Origin of the sequence: Solibacillus silvestris, assembly GCF_051967575.1 — a bacterium.
Lineage (GTDB): Bacteria > Bacillota > Bacilli > Bacillales_A > Planococcaceae > Solibacillus > Solibacillus silvestris_B.
In genome coordinates this window covers 1-26,343 of sequence record NZ_JBQCJW010000036.1, presented here as the reverse complement: position 1 = coordinate 26,343, position 26,343 = coordinate 1, and the positions used below count along the sequence as shown (strand labels likewise).

The window sequence follows — 26,343 nt, the reverse complement described above, 5'->3', positions numbered from 1 at the left end:
TATATATGTCATTCAGCAAAAATCGCTATGAAAACCGGAGCTGGCAGGTTTTCATAGCGATTTTTATTATTCATGAGTGATTGCGCAAAACTATTTATATTCTAATTGTATCTTTCTTTTCTTTATAATCGAATATAAACCGATTTTTGATATTCTGAATCTCTTCCTCTGTCAATCCGAGCTGCCTCACATAACTTTCCATGCCGCCATAGTTATCGATTAAATAATTATATGCCTGTATAATATACTCGCTTTTAGAAAAAATCATCTCTTCACTCATATTTTTATACATATGCATATGAGCGGCATATTTTGCCCTCAGCTGCTCGATATTCGAATATGTCACTTCATAATTTGTGACGATATCTTTCTTTGCCACACCCGCCAAACCTAGTAACAGCATCGCAATAACACCTGTACGATCCTTGCCGGCTGCACAGTGGAACAATGTCGCGCCATCCTTAGAAGCAATCGATTTCAATACATCGGTAATTCCCTTGCTATTTTTTAATAGCTCAATATATAGATCCCCTAATGTAGAGCCTGTATCAGAAAACACTGTATTTGAAACATCCGCATGAATTACCGGAATATTAATATAAGAGTTAAATGTTGTCGCCGCTAAAGGATTTGGCGTTTTTTCAATCTCATCCGAAGAACGCAAATCGATGACATGCTTCACACCATATTGTTCCAAAAATTGGATATCCTCATTTGTTAATGCATTTAAATCACTTGAGCGCAAAAACGTATGCCATGCCGTCTGCTGCCCTTCAGATGTACTATACCCTCCCAATTCACGGCAATTTTCCACCCCTTTCAAAGGCAGTCTTACCCAATTTAATTGTGCATTTTTCATATTCCCCACTCCTATGCTTGTTTTCCGTGTTTGATCGTTTGCTTGAATTTTGTTATAAATACTTCAATGCTGATCAGTAAAATACAAATAATGATGACAATTGTTGTTGTCTGCGCGTAATTATAGGAATTAATTGACTGAGTGAGGAGCAGGCCAATTCCGCCGACCCCGATAATTCCCAGGCTAATCGATTCCTCAATATTCCCCTCGAATCGCAGCGCCACCCATGAAGCAATTCCTGTAATAGCTAAAGGCAGCACACCATGGAAAACGAGATTCCACCATGAGGCACCCGTTGCATTCATCGTTTCCACGATATCTGTTCCGACATCTTCAAGAGAACCGACAAACATTTTCACCAAGTAAGCAACCGATGGAATAAAAATCGCTAAAAATCCAGCATTATTCCCGAAGCCTAAGCTCGCGATGACCATAAGCCCCCATACAAGCGAAGGAACGGCCCGCACAACAGCAAAAAAACCTTTTATCAGCCATGCCATGTAGCGGTTTGGCGCAATATTGTTCGCTGCAAATAAGCTAATGATAAATGCAGCCATGACCGACATGACGAGCGCTAAAAATGCGAGTGCCAAACTAATCCCGATATTTTTAAAAACAGCCGGCAAAATGGATACATCGATCGCCATCATACGCGCTATTACTTCGGGTGCATTCGGCAAACGTTTAAAGAATTTTTCAAAATCGATATTCACCAAATTTATGGCGAGAAGAAAAACAGCTATTAAACTAATCGCAATCCCGATGCCTTTACGTGTGCTCCCTTTATTAGTAACACTGATTTTTTCCATCTTCATCCCTCCTACGACACCATTTTCCGCACTTGATTCGTAATAAATTCTGCGCATAGCACTATGAGCACAACGATAATAATAATCGCCATTGCCTGGTCATAGCGGAAGAGATTAATATTTGTATCGATTAATACACCGATTCCCCCAGCCCCTACTAACCCAAGCACGACAGAAGCACGGACATTTATTTCAAATGAGAAAATCGTCCAATTGATCCATGCAGGAATAAATTGCGGGATGACACCATGGCAAATAATTTGAATATAGCTTGCGCCATTTGCACGCAATGCCTCCAATTTATCCCCTGATATTTCATCAATCGCTTCCCCGTAGCTTTTCCCTAAAAATCCAATCGTCACAAAAATGAGCGCCAAAATCCCGACTAATCCTCCGATACCGAAAACATATACTAGCAATGCACCCCAAATAACGAACGGGATGTTGCGGATAATCGTTACAGCTCCGCGGACAGCATAGCGCACAGCCTTGAATTTATTCGTATTTTCCGACATCAATAAGCCGATGAAAAAAGCAATACATGTTGAAAAATAGGTGGCAATGACCGCATATCCCAATGTTTCAAGAACAGTGGGAAAATAACTCCAGACATTATCAAAAGTTGCCGGCAAAAACTTCTCAAAGAAAAAACTTATAAACTTCGGCAAGCCGAGCAATATGTCACCCGCTGAAATATTTAAATAGAAAATGCTGAGCGCCATACCGGCAACAATAGCCAAACCGGCATAAAGACTTTTTCTTGATTTGCTTTCGACTAACTGAATAGGCATTGATTCGATTTTGTTCATATTCATTTTCCTATCGTTGAATATTCTTTGTTTTTTTCGTTCTCTTCCTTATGGTGCATAATAGCTACCGCTTCTTTTACAGGAGATGGCAATCGCTCATCCGCCTGCTTTAGTGTCATTTGATGCTCTTTTCCTTTATAAATATTGCTGACAATGGTATCCGTCAATTTTGAAGGCGGACCATCAAACACAATTCGTCCGTCTTTGATCCCAACAATGCGAGTAGCAAATTTGCGCGCAAAATCGACCTGGTGCAAATTCACAACACATGTCAATTGACGTTCCTCCGAAATATCGCGCAATTGCTGCATTACTGTATTGGCAGACAAAGGGTCCAGTGAGGCAATCGGTTCATCCGCCAGCAGAAGCTTCGGCCTTTGCAAAATAGCACGGCAAATTCCTACACGCTGCATTTGTCCGCCAGATAAAGCGTCTGCACGTTTATACATTTGTTCCTCTAAGCCAACTTTTTTTAGTAATGTGACCGCTTCCTGCTTATCCTCTTCTTTATACAGGCCAAACAAGCTTTTATATATCGGTGTATTGGAAAGCTGCCCATGCAAAACATTTTTGATGACATTTGTACGGCCGACTAAATTATAATGCTGAAAAATCATGCCGATCTTTGCACGTTCCCTTCTTAATATACGGGCATTTAACGATTCCAAATGGACATCATCGAAAACGATTTCGCCGCTTGTCGGATTGACCAAACGGTTTATACAACGGATGAATGTCGATTTACCCGCACCTGATGGACCGATGACCACGATGAATTCGCCTGGATAAAAGTCGATTGACACACCATTTAATGCTTTTGTCCCCTGACCATAAACCTTCGTCAAATTTTTAATGGATAGTAACGGCTTTTTCATTATTCCGCATCCTCTTCCAAAGCATTTATTTTACTTAGCATTTCGATGCTGTCTTCATAGAAGTTTTCAGGCGTCGCTTGGAAACGAACCGTTTTATCACCGTGGATTGCTTCAAAATATTCCTCGTTATCAAATGACAAGAAAGCTTCCCGCAAAGCATCGACGAAGTCATCCGGCAAATTTCCGCGAACAATATAGCTTGGATCCGGAATATCGATTGAGCGCCCGATTTCTTTAATGTCATCTTCTTGAATTTGGCCGACTTCAATTAAACTATCGATGACCGCTCTAGCAGCAGCTGCGGCTTCAAAATCTCCCATTGCCACCCCGATTACGCTGTTTGGATGTGACTCCGAGAATGTCACATTTTCGAAAAAGTAGCCAGACTGTTCAATGCGATTTGAATCTAAATCTAATTCTTGCACTAACGTACCTTTCGGATATAAATAACCAGAGGACGATGCCGCATTTACGAAGGCAAAATTCGTTCCTTTTAAATCTGCCAATGAATTGATTTCATCATTGTCTGCATGAGTAATGAATGATGTATAATATTTGAACACTCCTTCCGGGAATGCTGGTGTCACTAATAATTCGGCGTCTGCCACTTTATTTGCCTGATAATAGCTCATAGGCGTTGCCAGCAGTACGTCCAAATTTCCGCTTGCTAAAGCTTCAATTCCAACCGCATAGCTTCCGCCTTGGTGTTCAACAACTTCGATCCCCAATTCTTCGGATAAGTGCTCACGTAATTGTGTATGCATCGATTGTGTGACGGTTGGATCGTTTTCATTAGGCATTTGTACTAAAGTTAATTTTTCAGGCCACTGTTGTTCGCTCGCAGCGGCATCTTTTGTATTATCGCTCTTTCCGCATGCAGCTAACATCGTAACCATTCCCGCTAAAGCTAAAACCTTCGAAAACTTTTTCATTCGTCTTTTCGCTCCTCGTCTCTAAAAGTTATACAAGTTGTATACAAGTTAGTTTCGCAACTCGCACTTTAAAGTTAAAACTTGAATATTAACGAGCAATAAATAGCAGGTAAATAATTGTTAATGTAATGGAAATCCGGAAAGTTTACATTTTATATCGATTCGTGTATCATAACAATATTTCTTTAACAAATATTGTTGCAAAGGGGAATATTTACATGTCATTAGCTGATAAGGCTTATGAAATCTTAAAAAAGAAGCTTGTACTAGCGGAATATTTGCCTGAGGATGTACTTTCAGAGAACGAATTGTCTTCCGATTTATCGATGAGCCGTACACCTATCCGATCAGCTTTAACTCGTTTAGAACGTGAAGGTTTTGTTTCGATTGTTAAAAATAGAGGCGTATTTGTAAATAACATTACATTAAAAGAGGTATATGAGTTCAATGATGTCATTAACAGCTTTATTATTCATACAATAGAGCTCGTTAAAAAAGGGAATGTGAAATTGAACCAGCTATTGCTTGAACAGTTACTAAAAGAAATTGAGCAAGCTATTTTAAAAGAAGACTACACGAAATATATGACTTATTATTTTTTATTCATAAGGGAAATAATAAAAACAACCAAAAACGGAGCGATGGTGCATATTTTTGACGAAACCTCCGAGAAAATTAAATGGACAGGCATTGTCAACCATAAGAAAAATCCAGATACAACTTTTTACACATCCTTTGAATTGGCGAAGAAGCTATTCGAAAAGATTGAAAAAAATGATTACGAACAAATCCCTCAGCTATTGTATGGGCATTTAGAGATCGCGAAGAAAAAATATATGGTGCTGCGCCATGAATAGGAAATTTTTATTTTTCATTTGGCAGGAGAGTACAGCTGCCAGGCTTTCCGCTCACCGACTCTACTCTCCGTTTGTTGTGTTTCACCATCATTCCTTTTAAGCTAAAGAAGTAGGAGGGAAACGAATGGATAATGAAAAAATTGGCCAATTAATTTATACATTGCGTAAAGGGAAGGGCATGACACAAAAGCAATTAGCAGATGCGCTGTTTTTATCGGATCGCACAGTTTCGAAATGGGAACGAGGCATCGGATGTCCCGATATTACACTTCTTCCTCAACTCGCAACCCTCCTTGACATTCAAATAGAAAATTTACTGACAGGTGAAATAAACCAAAATGATTTGGTAGGAGGCAATATGAAAAATTCAAGCTATTATGTTTGTCCAAGCTGCTCGAATATCGGTTTAGCAACAGGGAATTTTACGGTTTCATGCTGCGGACGGAAACTAGAGCCTTTAGTCGCAGCAAAAGCCACAGAGGAACAGAAATTAAAAGTAGAGGAAATCGATATGCAATGGTCGATTTCAACAGATCACCCTATGACGAAAGACCATTACGTATCATTTATCGCACTGGCAACAGGGGATCAAATCCAATTATACAAACAATTCCCTGAATGGGCATTACAAGCAACAATTCCAAAGAAAAAACATGGAAAACTGATTTGGTTTGATACACGCGATGGATTGTTTTATCAGTATATTTAAGAACTATGCTTTCAATTATAAAAAGTCTCCAACTATTAGACTATAGCTGATAATTGGAGGCTATTTTTTAACAAGCTCTGAATTGATAGGAATGAATCTTTATATTACATCAATAATCGCCTTTAACCCTTCATCCAAAAACGGAATCCCCTCTTCCCTTCCTTCAAGCATGATCGAGAAAATATAGTCTCGCCCGCTCTTACCGGTTACATAGCCTGATAATGTATTTACTTCATGAATGTAGCCTGTTTTAGCGAAGATTCGCTGTTGTAATTCGGGCTCTAGAAAACGTTCTTTTAATGTCCCGCCAACTAATCTGTTTGTATTCCCTCCAACAGGCAGTGAATTGAAAAAGTTCTCGAAATACGGTTCTTCCTGCAACGCGAACAAAAGCTCGGATATACCATTTGAATGCAGACGGTTATTATGCGATAGGCCTGAACCATCAGCAAATTGCCATGTCGCAAAATCAATTTTCTGCTTTTCCAAATAGGCGCGCACTACTCGCAGGCCATGCTCGTAATCACCTATTCCATGTTTTCGTTTCCCCATCGTTTTCAGGAAAATATCGGCGATGCTGTTATTGCTCAGTTTCATAAAGATTGAAAACATCTCGGCGATTGAACGAGAATCGTGTGTGTATATTAGTTTTGCATGGTTTGGCGTCATACCGCTTGCAATGGTATCTTTCAGTTCGAAGCGGATGCCTGCATCTTCGCATAATTCTTTGAAAAACAGCAACGTGTTTTTCACAGGATCCTGATGGGACACCCAAACTTTTACCGTTTCTCCTTCTGGTATTTCGCCTGTAATCACGATTTGATTTGTATTATTAGTGCGGCGGATTTCTAATGTGATTTCAGCATTTTTGTTTACTGTTTGTGCTTCATTAGAAATTTGCAGTCCACTTAAATGCGGGATGACATTAAATATCGGCTTTTCCCCGATATTTCCGGCGGTTGCCTCCACGATAATTGTGCCCGCATCAAAATCATCATTCGGCGACATCGTAATAGGCGAAATACGGGCGCCGTAATAATGGGTTTCCCCTTCCTCATCGACACCTGGAGGCAATGTATCCCCTGAAAAATATGTATCATCCCCGATTAACCTGCCCTTTATATGATGGATGCCGTACTGCCATAATTCTTCAGTGAAATACTTAAGTGTTGCCTCATTTATTGTTGGGTCACCGTAGCCTTTTATATAAATATCCCCGTTCAACGTATTGCCTTCAAGATCTCCGTCGATATAAATTTCTGTTTTAAATCGGTAATCCAGCCCAAGCTCCGCTATTGCAGCCGCCCCCGTCAGGATTTTCATATTGGAAGCCGGCCGCATTAAACAATCCCCCCGGTATGTATAAAGAATCTCTCCAGAAATCCGGTCCCGCAGCGTAACTGTTGCCTTATCCTGCCCTAAAATTGTTTCCACTACTTGGTCCAATTTCGCGATTGTAGTACTGTTTAAATTCTTCTCTTGAATCTCCTCCATAAGTAGCCCCCCGAATTGTTAGAATTTACTGTAAATTCATTTTAACAGAAATATTTATTTACGGTTAGCAAGATTTTAAGCGTGCGAGATTTTCTAATATATATGGAATTGTTCTAATATATTTTTATTTGTTCTAATAAAACTCCGATGTTCTAATATATCCTTCCATTGTTCTAAAAAGAGTCCGCTTTGTTCTAATATCACTTTGAAATTTGCTAATATCGGCAACACTTTTCTAATATCCTGTTCAACTGTTCTAATAAAAACAGCCCCCTCCCACCAAATTAAAAAAACGCACTTCCAAAATGAAAGTACGCTTTGAACCATCGATTATTGAGCTGTATATCCACCATCAACAGTTAAGCTGTTGCCAGTCATGAATGAGGAATCATCGCTTGCCATAAATAATACAGCTTTCGCCATCTCATCTGCTTGTCCAAGACGCTTCATCGGTGTCATTGAAGCCAGCGCTTGCTTGCTTTCTTCCGGAATAATTGGTGTGTCGATGAAGCCCGGGCATAACGAGTTCACACGAATATTTTGCTCTGCATATTCAAGTGCAAGTGAACGTGTTAAATTGATTACGCCACCTTTTGCCGCATTGTATGCTGCAGATCCAGGTGAACCAACCCACCCATACATTGAAGCAGTATTAATGATTGAGCCACCGCCGGATTTCAGCATTTCGCGGATTGCTTCGCGTGCCACTAAGAACACGCCATCCAAGTCCACATTCACTGTATTGCGCCATTCTGAGTATTCCAGCTCATGTGAAGGAAATACACGACCAATACCCGCATTGTTAAATACAACATCCACTTTGCCGAATGCTTCAATTGTTTGTTTGAAAATATTTGCTACTTCTTCTTCGCTTGTAATATTCGCTTTCACAAATAATGCTCCTGCGTTAAGCGCTTTCAACTCTGCTTCGAAGGCTTTTCCTTTTTCTTCGTTTAAATCGACAAGCACCACTTTCGCGCCTTCTGAAACGAATAATTTTGCTGTCGCCGCGCCAATACCTGATGCGCCGCCAGTGATGATTGCTACTTTATTTTGTAATTTACCCATCTTCTATTCCTCCATTATAATGTTTATAGAAAGCATGCACATTTAAGTTAATTTTAATATAAAATACCGAAAATGCGTGCTATTTTGTTCACAATTCAATTTTAGCATTTCCTATCGATACAACAATCATTAGAATATTGTAAAATGTACAATTGGTAGACACTTGTTATTATTTTGTCTTTTTAACATGGAGGGATTTTCGTGGAAAATAACCAAATGGGCACAACCAAACGAAAAAATCGCACAAAAGAACATTTTAAATTCGCCTTAATCGAGCTTATAAAGAAGAATGGCTACCACACTATTTCTGTAAAAGATATTGTCAATCAAGCATCTTATAATCGGAGCACGTTTTATGTACACTACCAAGATAAAATTCAATTGGCTGATGATCTGCTTGAAACGATGTTGCAAATGTTGGAAGATTCAGTAGGAAAACCGTATGTGCCCGGACAAAAACTGCATACAACCAAACTCAATACTCTATCCTTTAATATTATTGCTTTTATATACGAGAACCGGAACTTTTTTGAACTGATCAAATATGACGATACCTTACCTGGATTACATACAAAATTTCCTCAAACGATTTTAAAAATTTACCAGCAGCAATTCGAGTTCCATACAATTAATAACATACCTGTAAATATGGATTACTTTAAACGTTATACTGCCTATGGGTTTTATGGTTTGATTCAAAATTGGATTAACAATGGTTTTAAAGAATCCCAAGAGGAATTTATCGAAGAGGTTATCGCATTGTCAAAAACACATATTTATTCATTTGAATATGTCGGAAAATAATAGAGGTGCCCTTTGTTGTGAAAGCATACATGCCTAAAAAACAGTTGAACGATAAATATATGTAATGGTGTTTATTAATATGTATAGAAAAGCCTCTAAACTTACAGCTAGAGTTTAGAGGCCTTTACATTATTGAACTATTTGTCGGAAGAATCTTAAATTACTCTTATATATATTCTTTATTTAAAATCGCATTTAAAAGGTTTGCTTAACCAATCCAATCCTCTTTCGGAATATCATTTGCTTCTTTCTTTATATAATAACGCCCTTTTGTCGCTATCCCTAGGATGACAGTCAAAATCGCTGCCATGAATGCGGCGAAGAATGCGGCTGTATTTTGCAGGAATGTGCCCATATATCCAAGGGCCGCAATCGTTCCAGTCACAGTTGGTATAATCAATGCCAGAACACCAACCGGATTCCATTTATATAAATTTTCTTGTCTTGATTCATAATAGGGCGGACCGATTTTCAGCCATTTCCTAATAACAAGTGCTTCTGTTACCAAAACCGATGCCCAGCTCATCAATGCAACACCTTGAAAAGTCATGGCAACTTGGAGATGATCAACAATACCGCCAAGCATCAAAATCATTGCGATGACACCTCCCACCACTACCCAAAAACGGCGTCCCGGTTTAAAGCCAAACATGTTTTCAAAAAAGTTCGACAGGGAAAGCGAGCTGCTGTAAATATTCGTTATGTTAATGCGGACCTGTGTAAGCACTGTAAATAGCACACCACCTAGCCCTAACAATGTAACAATATAAACACCAGGGTTCGATTCGCTGAATTTGATCCCGAACCAAATACCAAGGCCGCCCATCACGCCAAAACAGAAAATTTGCGGAATAAAACCAATGGCAATTGAACCGATTTTTAAATCTTTCGGTTTTAAGAAACGTGCGTAATCTGAAGCTATCAATGCAGTCAATCCCATAATACCGTGTTGCATTCCTATGCATAACAGCAATGCCGTGCCGCCGATTTGGACACCTTCGGGCATATAGGTCCAGAAATTTCCGGTATAAAGCGATGGGTGATTGAACGCAATGACAATTGCTGAAATCAGGAAGATTCCGAAAATCGGCAATGACCATTTTTGGAGTTTGTCCAATTGTTTAATGCCAAACCAGTTTAATGGAATCACTAAGGAACCAAAGAATACAATTAAAAGCCAGATCGGAATCGCCGGGAAAAATGCATGAACTGCAGCGACTAAAATCATACCTTCAAATGCACAATACATAATAAAATTTGATGCGTAAATTAATGAGGTTAGTGAGGCCCCGATATAACCGAACCCTCCGCGGGATAATAAGTTGACGTTCATGCCGGACTTAGCCGATAGATAAACAATGATGCTTCCAAGGATTCCTGCGACAATAATGGCATAGCCTGCCGAGATGAGCGCATTGACAGCTCCAAACTGTAATGCCATGACGCTCCCCATTTGGAAGTAGAAAATGGCAGTTGCGATGCCAAATGTAATATTAGTGATACTTACCCATCCCATTTTGCGTTCTTCACGCGGGACACGGTCAAAAGTAAAATCACTAGTTGCTTCTTTATGATATAAGTCTCGTTCTCTTAAACTTTGATCTGCAGTAATACCAGATCTCATTCAATCAAATCCTTTCAATATTTAATTATGTTTTTTGTCTCAAAAGAATAGCAGGGGTAGTTGGGTTAATATTTCAAGGGAAAGGGCGGTTACGGAAAATCAGCAGCATTTCATCCATTCACGAGAGATAAAAAAGGAAGTGTCCTTTTACCGCTCAGACAAATGTTGGAGCAGATATTATTGCTCTGTTTCTTATTTTAGCATAATATTATTGAAATTTTGGGCTTCTCGCTTCAAGTCGTTCTAAAGAACTATTACGATTTTGTTCTTATTCCTTGAAAAAGCGCTTCGCCGGATGAGGACAAACTACAGCAGAAAGAGCACAAAAGAAAACCAATCCCACACTGCATTCAGCTTGGCGAGATTGGTTTGAAAGCATATTAAGAAATCAATTTCAGCGCAATTACACTACCGATAATTAAAGTGATTGCTGTAATTCTCAGCGCATTCTTCGGTTCATTGTACAAAGCAATTCCTAAAATCGCGCCCCCTGCCGCCCCGATCCCTGTCCAGATCGCATAGGCTAATCCCATCGGAAGCACCTTCATAGCAAGGCTCAGGAAAAAAAAGCTTGCAGTAAAGCCAAGAACTAATAAAACAAATGACGAAGTATTCTTTTGCTGCTGCAGTCTGCCCATAAAACCGACTGCCATCATTTCACATAAACCCGCTAAAATTAAATAAATCCATGCCATTACTGCTCACTCTCCTTTCCATTGCCATCCGGTGTCGCAAGCTTCAGCATAATGACACCAGCTAATAAAGTGAAAATAAATAAAATTTTCAGTGGCTCGACCGGACTTCCGAACAGCACCATATCACCGATTACCGTTCCGAACGTACCAAGCCCTACGAACACCGCATATACTGTCCCGACCGGCAGCACACCGCTCGCATAAATCAATATCCCGAAGCTCACAATGATTGCAATCACTGTGCCGCCCCATTCCAATGGTGCTGCAGCGTGCTTTAAGCCGATTACCCAACCAACTTCGAACACCGCTGCGACCACTACCAATAACCAATATTTCATTTTCATCCACTCCTTCTAATTGTCCTGTTCGTTGCGTTCATTTCAAGCTATACCACTTATTTCAGCCAAAATAAAAAAGCCTGGAAGAAATGTTCATCAACATATCTCCCAGGCTTTTATCCCTCCGTGACGCCGAAACCGCGCACCTTCTCTCGGACCAGACAATGCCTGCGCAAACGGAACCCTAGAAGGTGTATTTCTATAAAGTTAAAATAATTATTTCACATTTCACCGGCTCATTCAAGCATTAAGATTTTAAATTTCATTTGCTTTAAAACAGCTTTCCTCATTCAAACCTTACTCCTTCAGAATAGCTCTGGATTGCATCCCAGTCCAAAAATTGAACGTTATCTCCCTGTCTATAAATTAGCCCTTCTTCTTGCCATTGCCTCATAATTCGGTTCAAATGCCTTTTTGTTGTACCGATTAATGCAGCCACTTCATCCAGTTTATTGGAGATAATATATTCACTATTTGCATTGCCAGAAGCAATCGTACAATAATAAGCAGCCAAGCGGACCGATACGGGCGATAAAGCATTGACTCTAGAAGAAACCGTACATGTCTTTAACTTGTAGGCCAGTTCCTTTAATAATAATTGAGCAAATAGGGCATCGTTTTGTAAGCAATTTTTATATGTAATAAGCGGGACAAAGATAAATTCACATCGTTCAGCAGCGATACAATTCGATTGAATGGTACATTGCTCCAATACTTCAATGTCCCCCAATATAGCAGGCACTTTACTATATCTTAATAATAATTCTTTGCCTGTTATTTCAAGGCTTGATACATAATATTTCCCTTCCACTAAAAAATAGAGTCCGTCTATTTCATCGCCTGCCGTTAAAATGGCATCATTCGGTTCATAAGTTTTCCATTGTATTTCTGCAATTAGTTCACTTGGAAAGGTATATGTATAAACATTGCTGAATTTTTCTAGATCCATCGGTGAGACACCTGTCCTTTCGCCATCTCGTCATACTTATTATACTGCTCACAGGAGGGATTTGAATGAATTTTGTATTTGATATAGACGGCACGCTTTGCTTTGACGGCAAAACTATTGAACAACCAATTATTGAGGCATTGCACAAAATCTCCAACGATGGACATACTGTTATTTTCGCTTCTGCCCGTCCGATTCGAGATTTAGTCCCTGTACTTCCGGAATCTTTTAAAAGAGGAAAACTAATTGGCGGAAATGGTTGTTTCATCTCGGATCACGAGCATATTACAGCACATACTTTCACACCGGAACTTATGACACAATTACATACAATCATTAACGAACATAAACTTACTTATTTAGCCGATGGTAAATGGGACTATACTTTTACAGGAAATATAGAACATCCGATTTATAAAAACATTAATCAGGATACTGCAAAAAATTTGAAAATCGGTGCATTACAAGAAATATGCAAATTAGTTTTATTCGAGCCACATGAGGCGCTTCTAGATGAGCTGAGTAAACTGCCCCTTTGTGTGACAGCTTATAAAAATGAAAATGCGATCGATATAAGCCCATTCGGCATCAATAAAGTATATGGTCTTGAAAAACTCCAAGTAGAAGATTTCATCGCCTTTGGAAATGACAGCAATGATCAATGCATGTTTGAAAAAGCTCGTTTTAGCGTCTGTATCGGGCAAAATGAAGTGCAAAAATATGCTTCTGTAACAATTAAAAAAGAGGAAGTAGCTCGGATGATTGTTGAGTTGGGTCATGAATTTAATTAATGAAAAAGCTCAGAAGCATAACGTCGCTTACCGTTTCTGAGTCTGTCTATTAGAAGTGATATGGAATACTTGTTTTCCCCCATTATACAAACTTCATATTTTATCCAATCGGAATTATGCTCTTTAATTAAGTAACGAAGAAAAACAAAATAAGCGGAGTTTTTCCGGTTATTTATGGATTAGAGCATGTTTTGGGATAAATAAGGGTAATTTTTCCGTCTATGCAAAGTAAATTCCCTCATTTTCATGTTTTTCAAGTTAATAGACGGAATTTCTCCGCCTAATTAAGCTGTTTTTTATTTTAATTCCTAATTAAGCGGAATTTTTCCGTCTATTCATCCGACTAGGGACTTAACCTGATTTCCCAACCGATAAGTGCGGACCTTTCTCATCCCCGATAGGAAACAAGCATCTTTTTATCGGCCAGGTTTATCGCCCAGCCAATAAAATAGCCATTAAATGAATACAGATGCATTTTTGAAGAAACGAGCCCGATTGTTATTTTATAAAAAACCATGTTAAATGAATTTGAAGTTCTGAATAAAAGGACATTTTTTCAGTCAACCGTAAACGCCCACTTTTCCGATCCGGGCCAAAGCGGGCGGTTTATCTACTTTCTATTCATCTTTCCATTGCTGGCGCCATTTTTCAACCTCGGCATTGATCATTTCGCTCGCCTGCTCTCTTTCCGCTTCTTTCTTCTCTTTTATTTCCTTAAAATGGTCATTGCGCAAATCATGCAATGATTCCGCCAATTTCCATACTTGTTCCTTTACATCATCCGAAATGAGTTCTTCATTATACAGGAAATTGACTGCATGCCTGATGCGATTTCGTTCTGCATCGGAGGCTGAATATAGAGGATTATATATTTGATTCATACGCTCCATTGCATCTGTAAACTGTTGAATCGTTACTCCCTGTGTCCAAACAAGCTGTCCTATGGTAGGCTTCCATTTTTTCGTCATTTGCACTTCCAGATCAGCCGGGTCGTCTACTGTGATATATTCACCGCCACCAGAATCGGCCACCTGTTTAAGCTGCTGCTGTCCTTCATTATCTACATTAAAACCGATAATGTTGACTTTTGCTTTTATATTTTGACTTTGAAGTTGCTTTGCCGCCGCAACAGGATCCCCGTCACATGTTTCTATTCCGTCACTCACCATATAAACAAGATTCGAGTATTCCTCGGCAGGATAAGCTTGCAATAGTTCGCCCGCCTTTTGGATTGCTCCTGCCAATGGTGTCCAGCCGCTCGCCTCAAAAGAATCTAACGAGCCAGCGAAATTGGCAGCCTCATACGCGGACAACGGATACACGGATTCCACCGCCGCGCAGGATGCCGCTTTATCTGCCTTTGACGAAGAACCGACATGTCCATAGGCAATTAGCGAAATGTTGGCATCACTCGGAATCTGCCCCGCAAATTTGGCAACTGCTGCTTTAGCCAGCTCCATTTTCGATTGTTTGCCTATTACCCCATTCATGCTGCCGCTTGCATCCATCAGTACGACTACATTCATTTTCTTTTGTTTAGTCGTCACTTCATCTTCGCCTTCTGGGAGGTCTGGCATAGCATATCCATGTTCATAGGCAGTAAGCTGTCCATAATAGTTTTCATAATTTCCTGAACCAAGCATATGCACTAAATAATCATATACTTCCTCACTGTTCAAATCTGTATGTTCGGTAAAATAACTTTCAAACTCCTTCTCTGCAATGGGATTGAATGTTTGCTTCAGGAAATCCAGATACTTCTGACCGTCCCAGCCCCCAAGCGTTTCCAGCTGCTGATCCATATGTAATTCAACTAGTACGCCCGCTTTCTGAGCGACCATTTCTTCCACTGTTCTCCCGGCACGCGGAATTTCTTCTTCCGTTGCTTCCACTACTGCCTCATTTTCGGCAGGCGTTGTGTCCTTTGTCTTTATTTGGTCATCCCCGCATCCTGCCATGATCATTAAACTTAGCATGGATATTAGAACTGTATCCCTTTTTAAGAGCTTCATTTCTTACTCCTCCTTCTATATAAACGATCTTTAATTTTCTACGTTTTGAGAAGCAGTTAGTTTCTAATGTTTTGGATGCATTTTTACGAAACCAGTCAGAGTATTATTGCCTACTATAAAAATGGAATTATTTCTTTTTCGGATGAACGGTCATTTACCCCGATGCAACTTTCTTTTACTGCTCAAATTTACATTAGAAGAAAAATGAAAATAACTGATAGCCCATATAAATAGCCATCATCCAAATAATAATCGCCGAAATTTGATTTATGCGGATTAGGAACTTCCCATTTCCGTTAATTTGCCCAAGCTTTTTTCCGAAAACCGCCAGCGAAATGAACCACAACCAAGATACCCCAATACAAGCCGCCGTAAACACCCATTTGCCATACCCTGTATACGCTAATGAACTTGTTCCGATAACTCCTATTGTATCCAAAATAGCGTGGGGATTAAGTAATGACACAGATGCAGCAAATACAATCTGACGTCGTGGAGAAAATCGACTTTCTTCTTGATTAGTGCGGACTTCAGGTTTGTTTTTCCATATTACCAACCCCATATATGCAAGAAAAAAGAAACCTGCTGAAAATAACAACATTTTTAACCATTCAAAATTAAACACAATAACGGAAACTCCCGCTACCGCCAAATATATGAGGATAGTGTCGCAGACTCCAGCGGTAATCACGGCAGGCAATGCTTTCGTGAATTTCCTGTGTATCGCCCCTTGATTAAATATAAATATGTTTTGAACTCCTAAAGGCAAAATCAAACCAAATGCCAGTAGTATTCCATGAATTAACGGTTCCACTTCCATTCCCCCTCGTATATACATCTAGAATAATGTTAAAGGGACGATATGTCTCCAACCAATTGGACGGGAACTAACCCAACCATTTTGCTACGATATCGGGTTATACGGGAAAATGGGCTATGAAGAATTTTTACCTAGTTTACAAATTTTCTGCGCGGGTAAATTTAAATTGTGCACAGGCTCAAAGGAGAGGATGATAGAAATGGCAAAACATACAATAGGGTATTATGATACAGAGCAAGAAGCTATTGCGGCAATTGAGGATCTGAAGCGACAAGGTTATCGCTCTGAAGACATTTCAATTGTCAGCAAGAGACAGTCCGAAGTGGATATGATTTCCGATGAAACAGGTGCGGATGTCGTAGAAGGCGCTGTTACAGGCGTAGCTGCCGGCGGAGCTTTAGGTGGTATTGGCGGGGTTCTTTTAGGCCTTGGCGCACTTGCTATCCCAGGTATCGGTCCTGTTGTGGCAGCTGGACCAATTGCTACAGGGTTGGCAGGACTTGCTGCGGGTGCAAGTGTCGGTGGATTGGCTGGTGCCTTAGTAGGAATGGGAATTTCCGCAGAGGAGGCCGACCGTTACAACGAACAATTTAAAGCAGGGAAAATTTTGGTGATAGTGGACGAGGATACAAGAGGTCCAATTTTATAATAGCAATTATTGCGCAAGCCATCCCGTAAACCGCGGGATGGCTTTTTTGTTATGCAGCAGGCTAACAAATCTATTCAAATGTTTGTATAGTGGGCAGCCGGGGAGATGCAATGGGCGTCCTTATCTTACTTTTACTTTTCCAGTTCCCTTATATCGTTTATATTATTGCCGCGCTCAGTATTTGTATCATTCAAAATTTAATGTATTATGCGCATATGAAAAAATATTATCAGTAACCTTTAAAAGGAATAGATAAAGCGAGTGCCATCCCATTTTTTGGAATGGCATTTTATTTCAACCTTACGTTTCCCCTTCCACATCTAACTACCTTAATATTAAATCGTAAGTTTTTTTCAATTTTCCCTGACAAGTGTTATATAGTTCTGAATGTTAATAATCAAATAAGTATTGCAATATATTGAAAACAGTAATAAAGTATTAGCGATATGGAATGGTTTATAAAGAAAATATTATGCTAACTAGAAAAGGAATGTTATAATTTTGAATTTTTTTACGAAGTGGTCGATTAAATCCCGGCTCATTTTTGCATTTGCAGTTGTACTACTATTTCCAACATTAACTGTATCTCTATTTTCATATAGCAATACAAAAAATTTGATATTTGAAGAGCAGGAGTCAAGCGCTGAACTAAATTTAAATTTATTGAATTCAAAGATTACGGAAACAATCCAACCGAAGCTTCAGCAGCTGTCGTATTTTTCATCTTATATTTCTCAAGATATGCTGGAAAACCGCGGGAAAATTAATTCACTGCTTGATGAATATCTCGCCCTTCATCCAGAAATCGGCATTGCCTATGTAGGTACGATTGATGGTCATATGTTGCGTCGTCCAGCGCATCAATATGAAAAAGGGTATGATCCGCGAGAACGTCCATGGTATACAGAGGCAATCGAAGCAAAGGGAGAAGTGATTATTACCGACCCTTATATTGCAACTAGTTCCGGCACTCTTGTCGTAACGATTGCACAACAATTAAAGGACAATTCAGGCGTTATCGGAATTGATTTGACTATTCAAAAGTTAGCCGAGATTAACGATTCTGTTGTGGTTGGCAAAGAAGGCTTTACGATGCTTCTGGATAGCAAAAATAACTATATGGCCGCACCCGATGTAGAGATTGGGTCAGCAGCTGTTGAATCAATTAGTAAAAATTTGACCGAAAATAGCGGTGTTATTAAAGAAGACAAAACAAAAGCTTTTTACGTTAAAAATGAAATAACAGGCTGGACAGTGCTTGCTAAAACATTTGACAGCGAAGCAGAGGCGGTCGCAAATAAAAATTTAAGGGGAGATTTAACCGTTGTTTTCATTGCCCTGGTTTTCGCAACAGTTTTTGCCTATTTGATTATTCGTTCAATCAATGGTCCGCTTCGGGAATTGTCGAAAAAAGCAACCCTTATAAGTGAAGGTGACTTAACCGTAATAGTAGATGTGAAGTCACAGGATGAAATTGGACATTTAGGCAAGGTATTCAATACAATGCGCGAAAACTTAAATACGTTAATCCAGCAAGGGCTGCATAGTGCGGATGGTGTGCGTGAAGCCGCCTCATCATTAAAGGAAAGCACAAACTTGACAATCGAGGCGACTGAGCAATCTGCGCATGCTGTGCAAGAGGTCGCAGTCAGCACGGACGAACAGCTGAGAGGCAACGAACAAAATGCACAATCGATGAATTATTTAGCGAATAGTATTATTGAAATCGCGAATCGTTCACACGAGGTTACTTCTTTATCGACGGATGCAATCGGCACGGTAAACGAAGGGAATATCGTCGTTCAAAACACAGTGGCGCAAATGAATTCGATTGATGACTCTGTGGCACAATCTGATGACACAATCCGCGCATTATCGAAGCGTATCGAGGAAATCGGAAGCATTGTCGATGTTATTAACGGTATTGCGAACCAAACGAATTTATTGGCGCTAAATGCAGCCATTGAAGCGGCACGTGCGGGGGAGCACGGAAAGGGATTCGCGGTTGTCGCACAGGAAGTTCGTCAGCTTGCAGAGAGCTCGCAGCAATCAACAGAACAAATCAATGTATTAATTAAAGGAATTCAGCAGGACACGGCAAATTCCGTTTCATTAATGAATCATGCGAAAACAGATGTCCAGCAAGGTATACAGCTGACAAACGAGACAGCCGGCAAATTCCAGCAAATTTTGGAGGCACTGCAAAATATCGCACCTAAAGTGAATGATGTCACAGCAACTGCACAGGAAATGGCTGCTTCTGTTGAGCAAACTTCTTCAACAGCTACTTCATTAGTGACACATGCACAAACGACTGCCGCCGCAGCTGAAGAAGTCGCGGCCACGACAGAGGAAATCCATGCCTCGATGGAAGAAATGGGTGCCTCTGCTCAAGCTTTAAATCAAATGGCCGACAATTTGCAGCAAATAATGCATAAGTTTAAAGTATAAATAATAATTGAGCATTATGGATTAATGAAAACTGAATAGAACCGGTTTTTAAGTGTGCCTGCTTTGGGCGGGCTTTAGCCTTTCATTCAGCAGCAAAGAGCTACGAGAAAAAATTCTCGTAGCTCTTTTGCTGCCTAATTTTATGCTATCCAGCGCCAGTTAAAACCTAATTCATATTAAAACTAGTCAAGCATTATGCACTATTCCCTCACCAACTCATAGCTGTTCATTCCATTTAGCGGGGCAGTGTTAAAATAACTTGTTCCATTCACATCGTACCGTACTGCATAGGTAATACCGCCGCCACCGTCCCTTATTCCTTTAATTTCTACCGTTCCGACAGCTGCGACAGTGAATTTTTTTGGCTTATGTTTGATCATAAACGATTCTGATATAGGGGTCCCATTTACAAGAACTTGCACATAGTCCCCATCTTCCGCTGCATAGTCCCAGACCCAGATGACCGTTTCTTCTTCGGCCAAGCTATGGACAATCGTGTAATCCTGTGCGGCAAGCTTCTCATCGTCTGACAGCAATACCGTACCGGCTGCAAGTTCAACAGACACCTGATCCGCCAGTGCATCTGTGGCAGCTCTTGATGTCTCAACAGATGGCCCGGACGTGAAAAAGAAACCGATAATCCCGATGGCGAGGGCTATGCCGCCAAATGTCTTTAATAACCGCTTCGAGCGCAGTGGTGCTTCAGCTTCGGATAGAGCAGATGACTCCGGCGGAAAATCAGCAGGGCCTCTGCCTGAAGCGTTTTTCGTTTTACGCTTTTTTTCTTCCTTTCCCCAGCCGGCTTGCCACTTGCCCGGTTTACGCTTGTCATCCTTCATGGAAATGCCCCTCCTCCTTTCCAATGTTCACAGGTTTCCTCCAAAAGTAATAGCTTAATACAAGCCTCCCTGAAAAAACAAAAACAATCATTAAAATATAAAATAGCGTATGCCTTTTCGGATTATTGACTTCATAGCCATAGTTAAGAATTGCGATTCCGACATTTAAAATAACAAAGGTAACAAAGAATATTTTTACAAAAGGAAACAGCCAAGGAAAAATGCCATACACCTTCCTTAAAGCCGGAACAAGCAGGGAAATGCCGATAATCATTCCCGCCATCGAGATGAAGGTTATGGACCGGTCCGGACCAGCAAAGCCCGATGCGCGTATAGCATTGACATCGCTTTGAAACATTAAGGGCGTGAAGACGAGCAGAAGAATTACAACACCCATTGGAATGATGAAATACGCTGCGGCAAATATGCCCCAAAGCAGATTCTTCAAAAACTTCATGCAGCTCACACCCTTTCAATATCTTCTGCTGTAACTTCTGTCAAGTCCGCTTCTGTAAGCTGTTCTATATGACTTAACCGACTAGCTTGAAGATTGAGCGATCTTTCGTAGACATTCCGGACGTAGCGCCCATTACCAAAATCCCTTTCATTGCTTGCCTCCAAAAATATATGCTCCAGTTTTTCCGCCGCGGCCGTTGTCAATTTAAATCCATGTTCATCGTAAAACTTTCCGGCAATATTCATCAGTTCCATTGAATCGTAATCGGGAAATTCAATGATAGTTGGAAATCTGGACTTTAATCCAGGATTTACGGACAGGAAATGCTCCATATCTTCGCTGTATCCGGCAAGGATGACAACAAGGCGATCACGGTGATCGTCCATCATCTTCACAAGCGTGTCGATTGTTTCTTTCCCGTAATCCCCCGCACCCCCTCGTGCGAGCGCATAAGCTTCATCGATAAATAAGGACGCCATCCATCGCTTCTTGGATAATTTCCCTTGTTTTAATTGCTGTCTGGCCAACATAGCCAGCGACAAGACCAGAACGGTCCGTTTCCACAAGTTTATTTGCCTGAATGATTCCCAAGCTGTACAGCACATTTGCGATAACCCTTGCCATCATCGTCTTCCCAGTGCCAGGATTACCAGTGAAAATCATATGCAATGTTCGGTTTTCATCGACCGGCAGACCAACCTTCTTCCGTTTTGCTTGGATACGCAAACGGGCATGCAAACTGCGGATATGATTTTTCACTTCATCAAGACCGGCAATACCCGCCAGCGCAGTTTCCAAGTCATAGCTTTTCGGAACATTTTCCGTCGGCTTAATATCCTGTAGCTGGATTATATTCATCTCTTCTACTGCAACATCAGTCATCGCAATTCTCAATGATTGATTTCTCGTAATTTCCTCAACATAATTCCGGACCATCCGGCCATTCCCGGAGTGTCTGTTCGACTGCTTGTGCAGAGTCGCAATCTGATCGTCCAAGATTCTTTCTGATTCCTTAGCCATAGTGAATCCTTTAGAGGAAATAATGATTTTCGCAATTTCAAAAAGCTCCGTCTCCGTATAATCCGGAAAATCAACATGAAGCGGAAATCTGGATTCGAGACCGCTATTTGTTTTCAGAAATTCCTTCATTTCCTTCTTATAGCCCGCAAGAATGATCACAATATCTTCCCTATAGTCTTCCATCAGCTTAACGAGTGTATTAATCGCTTCCTGTCCATAGCTTGTGTTGGATGAAAGACCGTATGCTTCATCAATGAACAGCACCCCGCCAAGAGCTGAACGGAATAATTCCTCTGTTTTTTTCGCGGTGTGCCCCGCATATTGTCCGACTAAGCCCCCGCTGTCCACTTCCACGAAAGTGCCGGATTTCAGAAGCCCCATCTCTTTAAACATATTGGCCATAATCCTCGCAACCATTGTCTTTCCAGTACCAGGATTACCACTGAAAATCATATGCAATGACTGGGTGGCATCCACCATTAATCCTGCTTCCCGGCGCTTTTTCTCTGCGATAAGGAGACTGTGCTGGGTATGGATAAACTGCTTCACATTATCCAGCCCGACTACTTGCGAAAGCCTAGCCTCCAAGTCAAATCCACTTTGATCCTCAAACGGAAAATCCTCATAGATCAACTCATCGATTGGTGCATCCGGCTTCCGGATAAGACGGCCCGACTGCTTGAGGATTGCCGCTTCAATCACATTTCGGACGAGTCGCCCATTCCCGCTGTCATTCTTTCCTCTAATCTGGCTTTTTTCATATAATCTGAGCATTCCATCTTTGCAGCCATCGGCAATTTTGTATCCTTTTTGCTTACTGATCAAGCGGGTAATTTCCCACATTTCTTCAGGCTTATAGTCTTCGAAATGGACGATATTCGGAAAACGAGATCTTAATCCTGGGTTGGAGTTAAGGAACTGCTTCATCTCCTCACTATATCCGGCCAGTATGACAACAAGTTCATCACGGTAATCTTCCATCCCCTTTACGAGGGCGTCAATTGCTTCAATGCCAAACGAGTCATGCTCATTCCGGGCTAGGGCATATGCTTCATCGAGAAACAGCACCCCGCCAAGCGCGGATTTAATTACATCATTTGTAAGCCTCGCTGTGTGGCCGACATATTCACCGACAAGATCTGCTCGGGTCACTTCGCGCAGCTGGCCAGTGGACAACACCCCGATCGCTTTTAAATATTTTGCAACAACACGGGCAATCGTCGTTTTCCCTGTACCGGGATTGCCTGTAAAGACCATGTGCATCGTTATATTTGTCCTGCTGAGCCCTTTGCTTTCCCGAAGCTGCTGGATTTTCAGATTATCCTCGATTTTCAGGATATATTCTTTCACACTGTCAATCCCGACAATCTGCCCCAGCTCTTTTTTTATATCAGCAATGCCGGCTTCCTTCATGCCCCGTGAGAAGTTCTCCAGCAGCAGCGATTCAGCTCCGGCGAGTGCCACATATTTTCCGGATTCTATTTTTATATGAACAGATTCGTTAAGCTTTTCATAGTTTCTTAGTTTCATCTCTGAAAGCGGCTGATAAATATATCGATCGGCTGTCTCTTTCAGGCTGATTACACCGGTAACCTTCTTGAATTGCTTTGCAAGAAATCGAGAAACTGCCGGATCATACGATAGAGCAATACCTAAATCCGAAGCGCACTTTGCCTTCAAGTTCTCTAGTATACGGATTGCGATTTGGCTGATTTCTGCTTCCGAAAAAGGATATATATGAACCAAATCCGGAATTGCATCCATAAAATCACCGCCAAACATATGGTATACATCCTTTTCATTGCGTTCCGAAAGAAAAACAAAGAACTTCTGGTTTGCATGGATTTCGCTTATCGTCTGCCTGGACAATACGCCGGTTGTATCCATTAAGCGATTTTGCTCCACTGTGTAGCGGGCAGACAATTTGTATGTACCTGTCTTTGTCAATTGAGCAATGGCATCAACCACATTGGACGGAGCCTTTTCGATATTTTCAAACAGGACAATGTCGGACTTAGCATATAAAGATTTATACAAATCGGAAAGAAAAAGCTGATACTCGGTCGCAGTAGCATAGGATGCGAGATCGATTTTGGAAACTGTTTCATAATCGATAAGCTTGTTTTCCTTGAGCAAGGTTGCCATGTTCCTTACACTGGTTTTTCTTCCTGACCCCGGATGCCCAAAGATAAACATTGCATTTTTAGGCTTCAATGGATCCATCCCCGTTACAAACGGGCGCTTAAACGCAATCGACAGCTGCTCCAAGTACCCTCCCTGGCCAATCCATTGCGCACCGATGGAGGCACGGATATGCTGAAATATGGCATCTATGTTTTCTTTCGGGATTTTGTGCGTCTTTTTCTTTGGCGGTTCCATATGGTTGCTGCGAGCTGTTGTCTCGGACTGTGATGCGAGGTTTCTTCGATTGTCGACATGGCTCGCTGCTAAGCTTTTTGAAGCGTCTGTAACATATGGACCCCTGTTGTATTGAGGCGTGCGTTTCAGATTGCCGGAAATACTCCTTCTGTACTTTTTAGAAATAAAGCCATGTCTTTTGTAATCATCATATATTTGCCATTCCGGAAAAAGGAATTTTAAAAGACGAGCAAATTTTGTTTTCATTCCAGACTTCCTTTCTTGAGAGGATTCATTGTACAGTTGCATGAACTATACAGGGAATTATTGTTTACGGGAAAATAGAATGGAGCTATTAGGCGTTCATATAGTATGGGGTTATTCTAACATATCGGTTAGTGGAATTATATGGATAGTTAAGGGGTGAATTACTTTCATATTTTGGTTATTCTTTAGTTCTCTAGTTTGGAATTGCGATTTATAAATATGGGAGAAGCATAGTTTGTTTTATGTACTTCTCCTTTCTATCCAAAGCACGTCAGGCAATTTTGATTTTTTGCCAATAAAAATACAATTAACAACCACATATAATTGATAATTCCCTTTTGGGGCTGTAAATGCCGATGATCGGCTGAATTTATAGAAACAGGAGACACCAACATAAAAACAAGCCTTCTATTGGAGAGAGCGTGATTATATGAAGCAGCTCGATATGGAAATAATCAACTTCATTATTTATGATAAAGTTATCCCGCTATATTTTAAGTGAAGCTTAGAAATCATTTAAATACACCCGAATATCTACTTAAGCATTAAGCTTTAGCCATTATTCTTTTCTAATAGCACGGATATTTTATTATGAGCTTTTAGTAATACTTCTTTTATTTGTTTAATATGATTTTCTTTTTGTACCATCTGTTCATATTTCTTTTGGAATATCCCTTTTATTTGGAGGAGATTTCGGATTTCTTCTTTTACGAGTTTTTTATTTTGATCTGTATTTTGCGACCATCTAAAAAGCAATTTGATTTCCTGAAGCGAAAAACCTATTTGTTTTAGTTGAAGGATTGTTTCAACTATATCAATGTCATGCTCATTATATTTTCGGTGCTTATTCACAATTTCCGGATGCAATAAGCCCATCTTTTCGTAATAACGGATTGTATCTTTACTAATACCCGTAATTTCAGCAAAGTCACCGATTTTCATGAATAACACCACCTATTTTATAAATATATAAACCAATAACACAATTATACAGTGAAAAATGCAACGGATGATATGATGGCGGTAGTTTAGCCGTCCAAATTTCTGCAGCCCTTCTGCAATCGCTAAAATATGGAGCAGGACAAATGCAATTATAAGCAAACTAAGCATCCAATCTTTATTCGGCAAAACTAATATGATGAAAATGCCTATGGATACAATGACAAACATTACTGTCCGCAATCGGAGTCCTTCTTCTTTCCATTGATTTACACCTGCTATTCCAGTTAAAACCGCATATAACCCAATCAATAAATATATAATAAAAACCATTTACCTCACCCCATCCTTGTAATACATTAACTTTAAAAGGTGGAGTTAACTCCATGTCAATAAATATTAAATACTTTTTGTTGCTTCGATGGATATATTATATTTCTTCTGCTGCATTTTTCCTTCCCCTTCCTATAGGTACAACTAGGTATCTATGTTACTCCGAAGTACCTATAGCACCTGAAAGTACTTACTTTACTTTAAAAACTCTTTATCTCATAATAGCATTTACAGGTTAATACGAACATATTTCCCTGCTGTCAAATTGCATCCTTCCCAGGTCGTTCTGTGACGGTCGTGCAACTTGAGCGGGAGCATGGATGCTTTTAAAAAATTTGCTTTTAACAAGTTATAGTCAATTACTTGAATAAAATTCTCGACTTACGGTTAGAAGATCGATTTTAAAGAGAAATTAGGGGGGATATGTAATTCAGTATTATTACTGTTTCCTTTAATTATAAAAAATGGAGGTTTATATTATGTTTAAAAATCTGCAGCATACAACAACTGGATCTACGTCAAATTTTCGGACACATTCTGCCTAAGTTTTTTCTTGGGGCAACATCCCGAACGGATTGTTCCACA

At 40.2% G+C, this 26,343-nt stretch carries 25 protein-coding genes and 1 riboswitch; of the genes, 6 read left to right on the top strand and 19 right to left on the bottom strand.

Annotation, left to right across the window (positions count from 1 at the left end):
• Window positions 1-94: 94 nt before the first annotated feature.
• From ACTHOQ_RS16290 to ACTHOQ_RS16270, 5 genes are read right to left on the bottom strand one after another with little or no spacing between them, the layout of a single operon-like run.
• On the bottom strand, window positions 95-859 hold the full coding sequence (locus ACTHOQ_RS16290) for a tyrosine-protein phosphatase (RefSeq protein ID WP_440497205.1): 765 nt from the start codon (window positions 857-859) through the stop codon (window positions 95-97).
• An 11-nt stretch (window positions 860-870) separates the two neighbouring features.
• On the bottom strand, window positions 871-1,668 hold the full coding sequence (locus ACTHOQ_RS16285) for a PhnE/PtxC family ABC transporter permease (RefSeq protein WP_440497204.1): 798 nt from the start codon (window positions 1,666-1,668) through the stop codon (window positions 871-873).
• A gap of 11 nt (window positions 1,669-1,679) precedes the next feature.
• On the bottom strand, window positions 1,680-2,477 hold the full coding sequence (gene phnE / locus ACTHOQ_RS16280) for a phosphonate ABC transporter, permease protein PhnE (protein ID WP_440497203.1): 798 nt from the start codon (window positions 2,475-2,477) through the stop codon (window positions 1,680-1,682).
• A gap of 2 nt (window positions 2,478-2,479) precedes the next feature.
• Complete coding sequence (gene phnC, locus ACTHOQ_RS16275) at window positions 2,480-3,352, bottom strand: phosphonate ABC transporter ATP-binding protein (RefSeq protein ID WP_440497202.1); 873 nt, start codon at window positions 3,350-3,352, stop codon at window positions 2,480-2,482.
• Window positions 3,352-4,284, bottom strand: a complete 933-nt coding sequence (locus ACTHOQ_RS16270; protein ID WP_440497201.1) for a phosphate/phosphite/phosphonate ABC transporter substrate-binding protein — start codon at window positions 4,282-4,284, stop codon at window positions 3,352-3,354. The genes phnC and ACTHOQ_RS16270 overlap by 1 nt, the downstream gene beginning before the upstream one ends.
• 218 nt (window positions 4,285-4,502) lie before the next feature.
• Between ACTHOQ_RS16270 and ACTHOQ_RS16265 the strand changes: the two genes are divergently transcribed.
• Window positions 4,503-5,141: a GntR family transcriptional regulator gene (locus tag ACTHOQ_RS16265; RefSeq protein WP_440497200.1), complete on the top strand. Its 639-nt coding sequence runs from the start codon at window positions 4,503-4,505 to the stop codon at window positions 5,139-5,141.
• A 124-nt stretch (window positions 5,142-5,265) separates the two neighbouring features.
• Window positions 5,266-5,850, top strand: coding sequence for a helix-turn-helix domain-containing protein (locus ACTHOQ_RS16260; RefSeq protein ID WP_440497199.1), 585 nt, complete (start codon window positions 5,266-5,268; stop codon window positions 5,848-5,850).
• A gap of 99 nt (window positions 5,851-5,949) precedes the next feature.
• Here ACTHOQ_RS16260 and dacB read toward each other — a convergent pair whose 3' ends face one another.
• Together dacB and ACTHOQ_RS16250 are read right to left on the bottom strand one after the other, a co-directional pair.
• Complete coding sequence (dacB, locus tag ACTHOQ_RS16255; RefSeq protein ID WP_440497198.1) at window positions 5,950-7,344, bottom strand: D-alanyl-D-alanine carboxypeptidase/D-alanyl-D-alanine endopeptidase; 1,395 nt, start codon at window positions 7,342-7,344, stop codon at window positions 5,950-5,952.
• A 330-nt stretch (window positions 7,345-7,674) separates the two neighbouring features.
• Window positions 7,675-8,412, bottom strand: a complete 738-nt coding sequence (locus tag ACTHOQ_RS16250) for an SDR family NAD(P)-dependent oxidoreductase (RefSeq protein WP_440497197.1) — start codon at window positions 8,410-8,412, stop codon at window positions 7,675-7,677.
• A 216-nt stretch (window positions 8,413-8,628) separates the two neighbouring features.
• On the opposite strand from ACTHOQ_RS16250, the gene ACTHOQ_RS16245 reads away from it, so the two are divergent.
• Window positions 8,629-9,216 carry a TetR/AcrR family transcriptional regulator gene (locus ACTHOQ_RS16245; RefSeq protein WP_440497216.1) on the top strand — a complete coding sequence of 196 codons (588 nt, stop codon included), beginning with the start codon at window positions 8,629-8,631 and terminating at the stop codon, window positions 9,214-9,216.
• Between the two features lie 208 nt (window positions 9,217-9,424).
• Here the strand turns inward: ACTHOQ_RS16245 and ACTHOQ_RS16240 are convergent, their stop codons facing one another.
• From ACTHOQ_RS16240 to ACTHOQ_RS16225, 4 genes are all read right to left on the bottom strand, one after another.
• Entirely contained in the window at window positions 9,425-10,840 is a 1,416-nt protein-coding gene (locus ACTHOQ_RS16240) for a purine-cytosine permease family protein (RefSeq protein ID WP_440497196.1), read from the bottom strand.
• A 380-nt stretch (window positions 10,841-11,220) separates the two neighbouring features.
• Window positions 11,221-11,535 carry a DMT family transporter gene (locus ACTHOQ_RS16235; RefSeq protein WP_440497195.1) on the bottom strand — a complete coding sequence of 105 codons (315 nt, stop codon included), beginning with the start codon at window positions 11,533-11,535 and terminating at the stop codon, window positions 11,221-11,223.
• On the bottom strand, window positions 11,535-11,873 hold the full coding sequence (locus ACTHOQ_RS16230) for a DMT family transporter (protein ID WP_440497194.1): 339 nt from the start codon (window positions 11,871-11,873) through the stop codon (window positions 11,535-11,537). The genes ACTHOQ_RS16235 and ACTHOQ_RS16230 overlap by 1 nt, the downstream gene beginning before the upstream one ends.
• Before the next feature lie 103 nt (window positions 11,874-11,976).
• A riboswitch (guanidine-I (ykkC/yxkD leader) is annotated at window positions 11,977-12,072 on the bottom strand.
• 87 nt (window positions 12,073-12,159) lie between these two features.
• Window positions 12,160-12,822, bottom strand: coding sequence for a Crp/Fnr family transcriptional regulator (locus ACTHOQ_RS16225; protein WP_440497193.1), 663 nt, complete (start codon window positions 12,820-12,822; stop codon window positions 12,160-12,162).
• Between the two features lie 65 nt (window positions 12,823-12,887).
• Here ACTHOQ_RS16225 and ACTHOQ_RS16220 point away from each other — a divergent pair, with 65 nt between their 5' ends.
• Window positions 12,888-13,613 carry an HAD-IIB family hydrolase gene (locus ACTHOQ_RS16220; RefSeq protein ID WP_440497192.1) on the top strand — a complete coding sequence of 242 codons (726 nt, stop codon included), beginning with the start codon at window positions 12,888-12,890 and terminating at the stop codon, window positions 13,611-13,613.
• A 617-nt stretch (window positions 13,614-14,230) separates the two neighbouring features.
• Here the strand turns inward: ACTHOQ_RS16220 and ACTHOQ_RS16215 are convergent.
• Window positions 14,231-15,625, bottom strand: a complete 1,395-nt coding sequence (locus tag ACTHOQ_RS16215) for a vWA domain-containing protein (protein WP_440497191.1) — start codon at window positions 15,623-15,625, stop codon at window positions 14,231-14,233.
• Between the two features lie 193 nt (window positions 15,626-15,818).
• Complete coding sequence (locus ACTHOQ_RS16210; protein ID WP_440497190.1) at window positions 15,819-16,439, bottom strand: LysE/ArgO family amino acid transporter; 621 nt, start codon at window positions 16,437-16,439, stop codon at window positions 15,819-15,821.
• A 205-nt stretch (window positions 16,440-16,644) separates the two neighbouring features.
• On the opposite strand from ACTHOQ_RS16210, the gene ACTHOQ_RS16205 reads away from it, so the two are divergent.
• Window positions 16,645-17,094, top strand: coding sequence for a general stress protein (locus ACTHOQ_RS16205; RefSeq protein WP_440497189.1), 450 nt, complete (start codon window positions 16,645-16,647; stop codon window positions 17,092-17,094).
• Window positions 17,095-17,595: 501 nt separating this feature from the next.
• Window positions 17,596-19,545 carry a methyl-accepting chemotaxis protein gene (locus ACTHOQ_RS16200; RefSeq protein WP_440497188.1) on the top strand — a complete coding sequence of 650 codons (1,950 nt, stop codon included), beginning with the start codon at window positions 17,596-17,598 and terminating at the stop codon, window positions 19,543-19,545.
• Between the two features lie 200 nt (window positions 19,546-19,745).
• On the opposite strand, the gene ACTHOQ_RS16195 is transcribed toward ACTHOQ_RS16200, so the two are convergent.
• The 6 genes from ACTHOQ_RS16195 to ACTHOQ_RS16170 form a co-directional block, all read right to left on the bottom strand.
• Window positions 19,746-20,384 (bottom strand): hypothetical protein, encoded by a 639-nt coding sequence (locus ACTHOQ_RS16195; protein ID WP_440497187.1) that lies wholly within the window; start codon window positions 20,382-20,384, stop codon window positions 19,746-19,748.
• A complete protein-coding gene (locus ACTHOQ_RS16190) occupies window positions 20,374-20,841 on the bottom strand; it encodes a hypothetical protein (RefSeq protein ID WP_440497186.1) in 468 nt (155 codons plus the stop codon). The genes ACTHOQ_RS16195 and ACTHOQ_RS16190 overlap by 11 nt, the downstream gene beginning before the upstream one ends.
• A 5-nt stretch (window positions 20,842-20,846) precedes the next feature.
• Window positions 20,847-21,320, bottom strand: a complete 474-nt coding sequence (locus ACTHOQ_RS16185; protein WP_440497185.1) for an AAA family ATPase — start codon at window positions 21,318-21,320, stop codon at window positions 20,847-20,849.
• On the bottom strand, window positions 21,298-24,486 hold the full coding sequence (locus ACTHOQ_RS16180; RefSeq protein WP_440497184.1) for an AAA family ATPase: 3,189 nt from the start codon (window positions 24,484-24,486) through the stop codon (window positions 21,298-21,300). The genes ACTHOQ_RS16185 and ACTHOQ_RS16180 overlap by 23 nt, the downstream gene beginning before the upstream one ends.
• Window positions 24,487-25,038: 552 nt before the next feature.
• A complete protein-coding gene (locus ACTHOQ_RS16175) occupies window positions 25,039-25,428 on the bottom strand; it encodes a MerR family transcriptional regulator (protein WP_440497183.1) in 390 nt (129 codons plus the stop codon).
• A gap of 12 nt (window positions 25,429-25,440) precedes the next feature.
• A complete protein-coding gene (locus ACTHOQ_RS16170; RefSeq protein ID WP_440497182.1) occupies window positions 25,441-25,758 on the bottom strand; it encodes a hypothetical protein in 318 nt (105 codons plus the stop codon).
• Window positions 25,759-26,343: the final 585 nt, after the last annotated feature.

What these genes read in the sequence shown, in the direction of transcription:
- ACTHOQ_RS16260 (WP_440497199.1), top strand. Translation starts at nt 5,266, where the DNA reads ATGGATAATGAAAAAATTGGCCAATTAATTTATACATTGCGTAAAGGG.
- ACTHOQ_RS16250 (WP_440497197.1), bottom strand. Translation starts at nt 8,412, where the DNA reads ATGGGTAAATTACAAAATAAAGTAGCAATCATCACTGGCGGCGCATCA.
- ACTHOQ_RS16225 (WP_440497193.1), bottom strand. Translation starts at nt 12,822, where the DNA reads ATGGATCTAGAAAAATTCAGCAATGTTTATACATATACCTTTCCAAGT.
- ACTHOQ_RS16270 (WP_440497201.1), bottom strand. Translation starts at nt 4,284, where the DNA reads ATGAAAAAGTTTTCGAAGGTTTTAGCTTTAGCGGGAATGGTTACGATG.
- ACTHOQ_RS16235 (WP_440497195.1), bottom strand. Translation starts at nt 11,535, where the DNA reads ATGGCATGGATTTATTTAATTTTAGCGGGTTTATGTGAAATGATGGCA.
- ACTHOQ_RS16230 (WP_440497194.1), bottom strand. Translation starts at nt 11,873, where the DNA reads ATGAAATATTGGTTATTGGTAGTGGTCGCAGCGGTGTTCGAAGTTGGT.
- ACTHOQ_RS16195 (WP_440497187.1), bottom strand. Translation starts at nt 20,384, where the DNA reads ATGAAGGATGACAAGCGTAAACCGGGCAAGTGGCAAGCCGGCTGGGGA.
- ACTHOQ_RS16240 (WP_440497196.1), bottom strand. Translation starts at nt 10,840, where the DNA reads ATGAGATCTGGTATTACTGCAGATCAAAGTTTAAGAGAACGAGACTTA.
- ACTHOQ_RS16205 (WP_440497189.1), top strand. Translation starts at nt 16,645, where the DNA reads ATGGCAAAACATACAATAGGGTATTATGATACAGAGCAAGAAGCTATT.
- ACTHOQ_RS16175 (WP_440497183.1), bottom strand. Translation starts at nt 25,428, where the DNA reads ATGAAAATCGGTGACTTTGCTGAAATTACGGGTATTAGTAAAGATACA.
- ACTHOQ_RS16190 (WP_440497186.1), bottom strand. Translation starts at nt 20,841, where the DNA reads ATGAAGTTTTTGAAGAATCTGCTTTGGGGCATATTTGCCGCAGCGTAT.
- ACTHOQ_RS16180 (WP_440497184.1), bottom strand. Translation starts at nt 24,486, where the DNA reads ATGAAAACAAAATTTGCTCGTCTTTTAAAATTCCTTTTTCCGGAATGG.
- ACTHOQ_RS16220 (WP_440497192.1), top strand. Translation starts at nt 12,888, where the DNA reads ATGAATTTTGTATTTGATATAGACGGCACGCTTTGCTTTGACGGCAAA.
- phnE (WP_440497203.1), bottom strand. Translation starts at nt 2,477, where the DNA reads ATGAACAAAATCGAATCAATGCCTATTCAGTTAGTCGAAAGCAAATCA.
- ACTHOQ_RS16170 (WP_440497182.1), bottom strand. Translation starts at nt 25,758, where the DNA reads ATGGTTTTTATTATATATTTATTGATTGGGTTATATGCGGTTTTAACT.
- ACTHOQ_RS16265 (WP_440497200.1), top strand. Translation starts at nt 4,503, where the DNA reads ATGTCATTAGCTGATAAGGCTTATGAAATCTTAAAAAAGAAGCTTGTA.
- ACTHOQ_RS16185 (WP_440497185.1), bottom strand. Translation starts at nt 21,320, where the DNA reads ATGGCGTCCTTATTTATCGATGAAGCTTATGCGCTCGCACGAGGGGGT.
- ACTHOQ_RS16290 (WP_440497205.1), bottom strand. Translation starts at nt 859, where the DNA reads ATGAAAAATGCACAATTAAATTGGGTAAGACTGCCTTTGAAAGGGGTG.
- phnC (WP_440497202.1), bottom strand. Translation starts at nt 3,352, where the DNA reads ATGAAAAAGCCGTTACTATCCATTAAAAATTTGACGAAGGTTTATGGT.
- dacB (WP_440497198.1), bottom strand. Translation starts at nt 7,344, where the DNA reads ATGGAGGAGATTCAAGAGAAGAATTTAAACAGTACTACAATCGCGAAA.
- ACTHOQ_RS16245 (WP_440497216.1), top strand. Translation starts at nt 8,629, where the DNA reads ATGGGCACAACCAAACGAAAAAATCGCACAAAAGAACATTTTAAATTC.
- ACTHOQ_RS16285 (WP_440497204.1), bottom strand. Translation starts at nt 1,668, where the DNA reads ATGGAAAAAATCAGTGTTACTAATAAAGGGAGCACACGTAAAGGCATC.
- ACTHOQ_RS16215 (WP_440497191.1), bottom strand. Translation starts at nt 15,625, where the DNA reads ATGAAGCTCTTAAAAAGGGATACAGTTCTAATATCCATGCTAAGTTTA.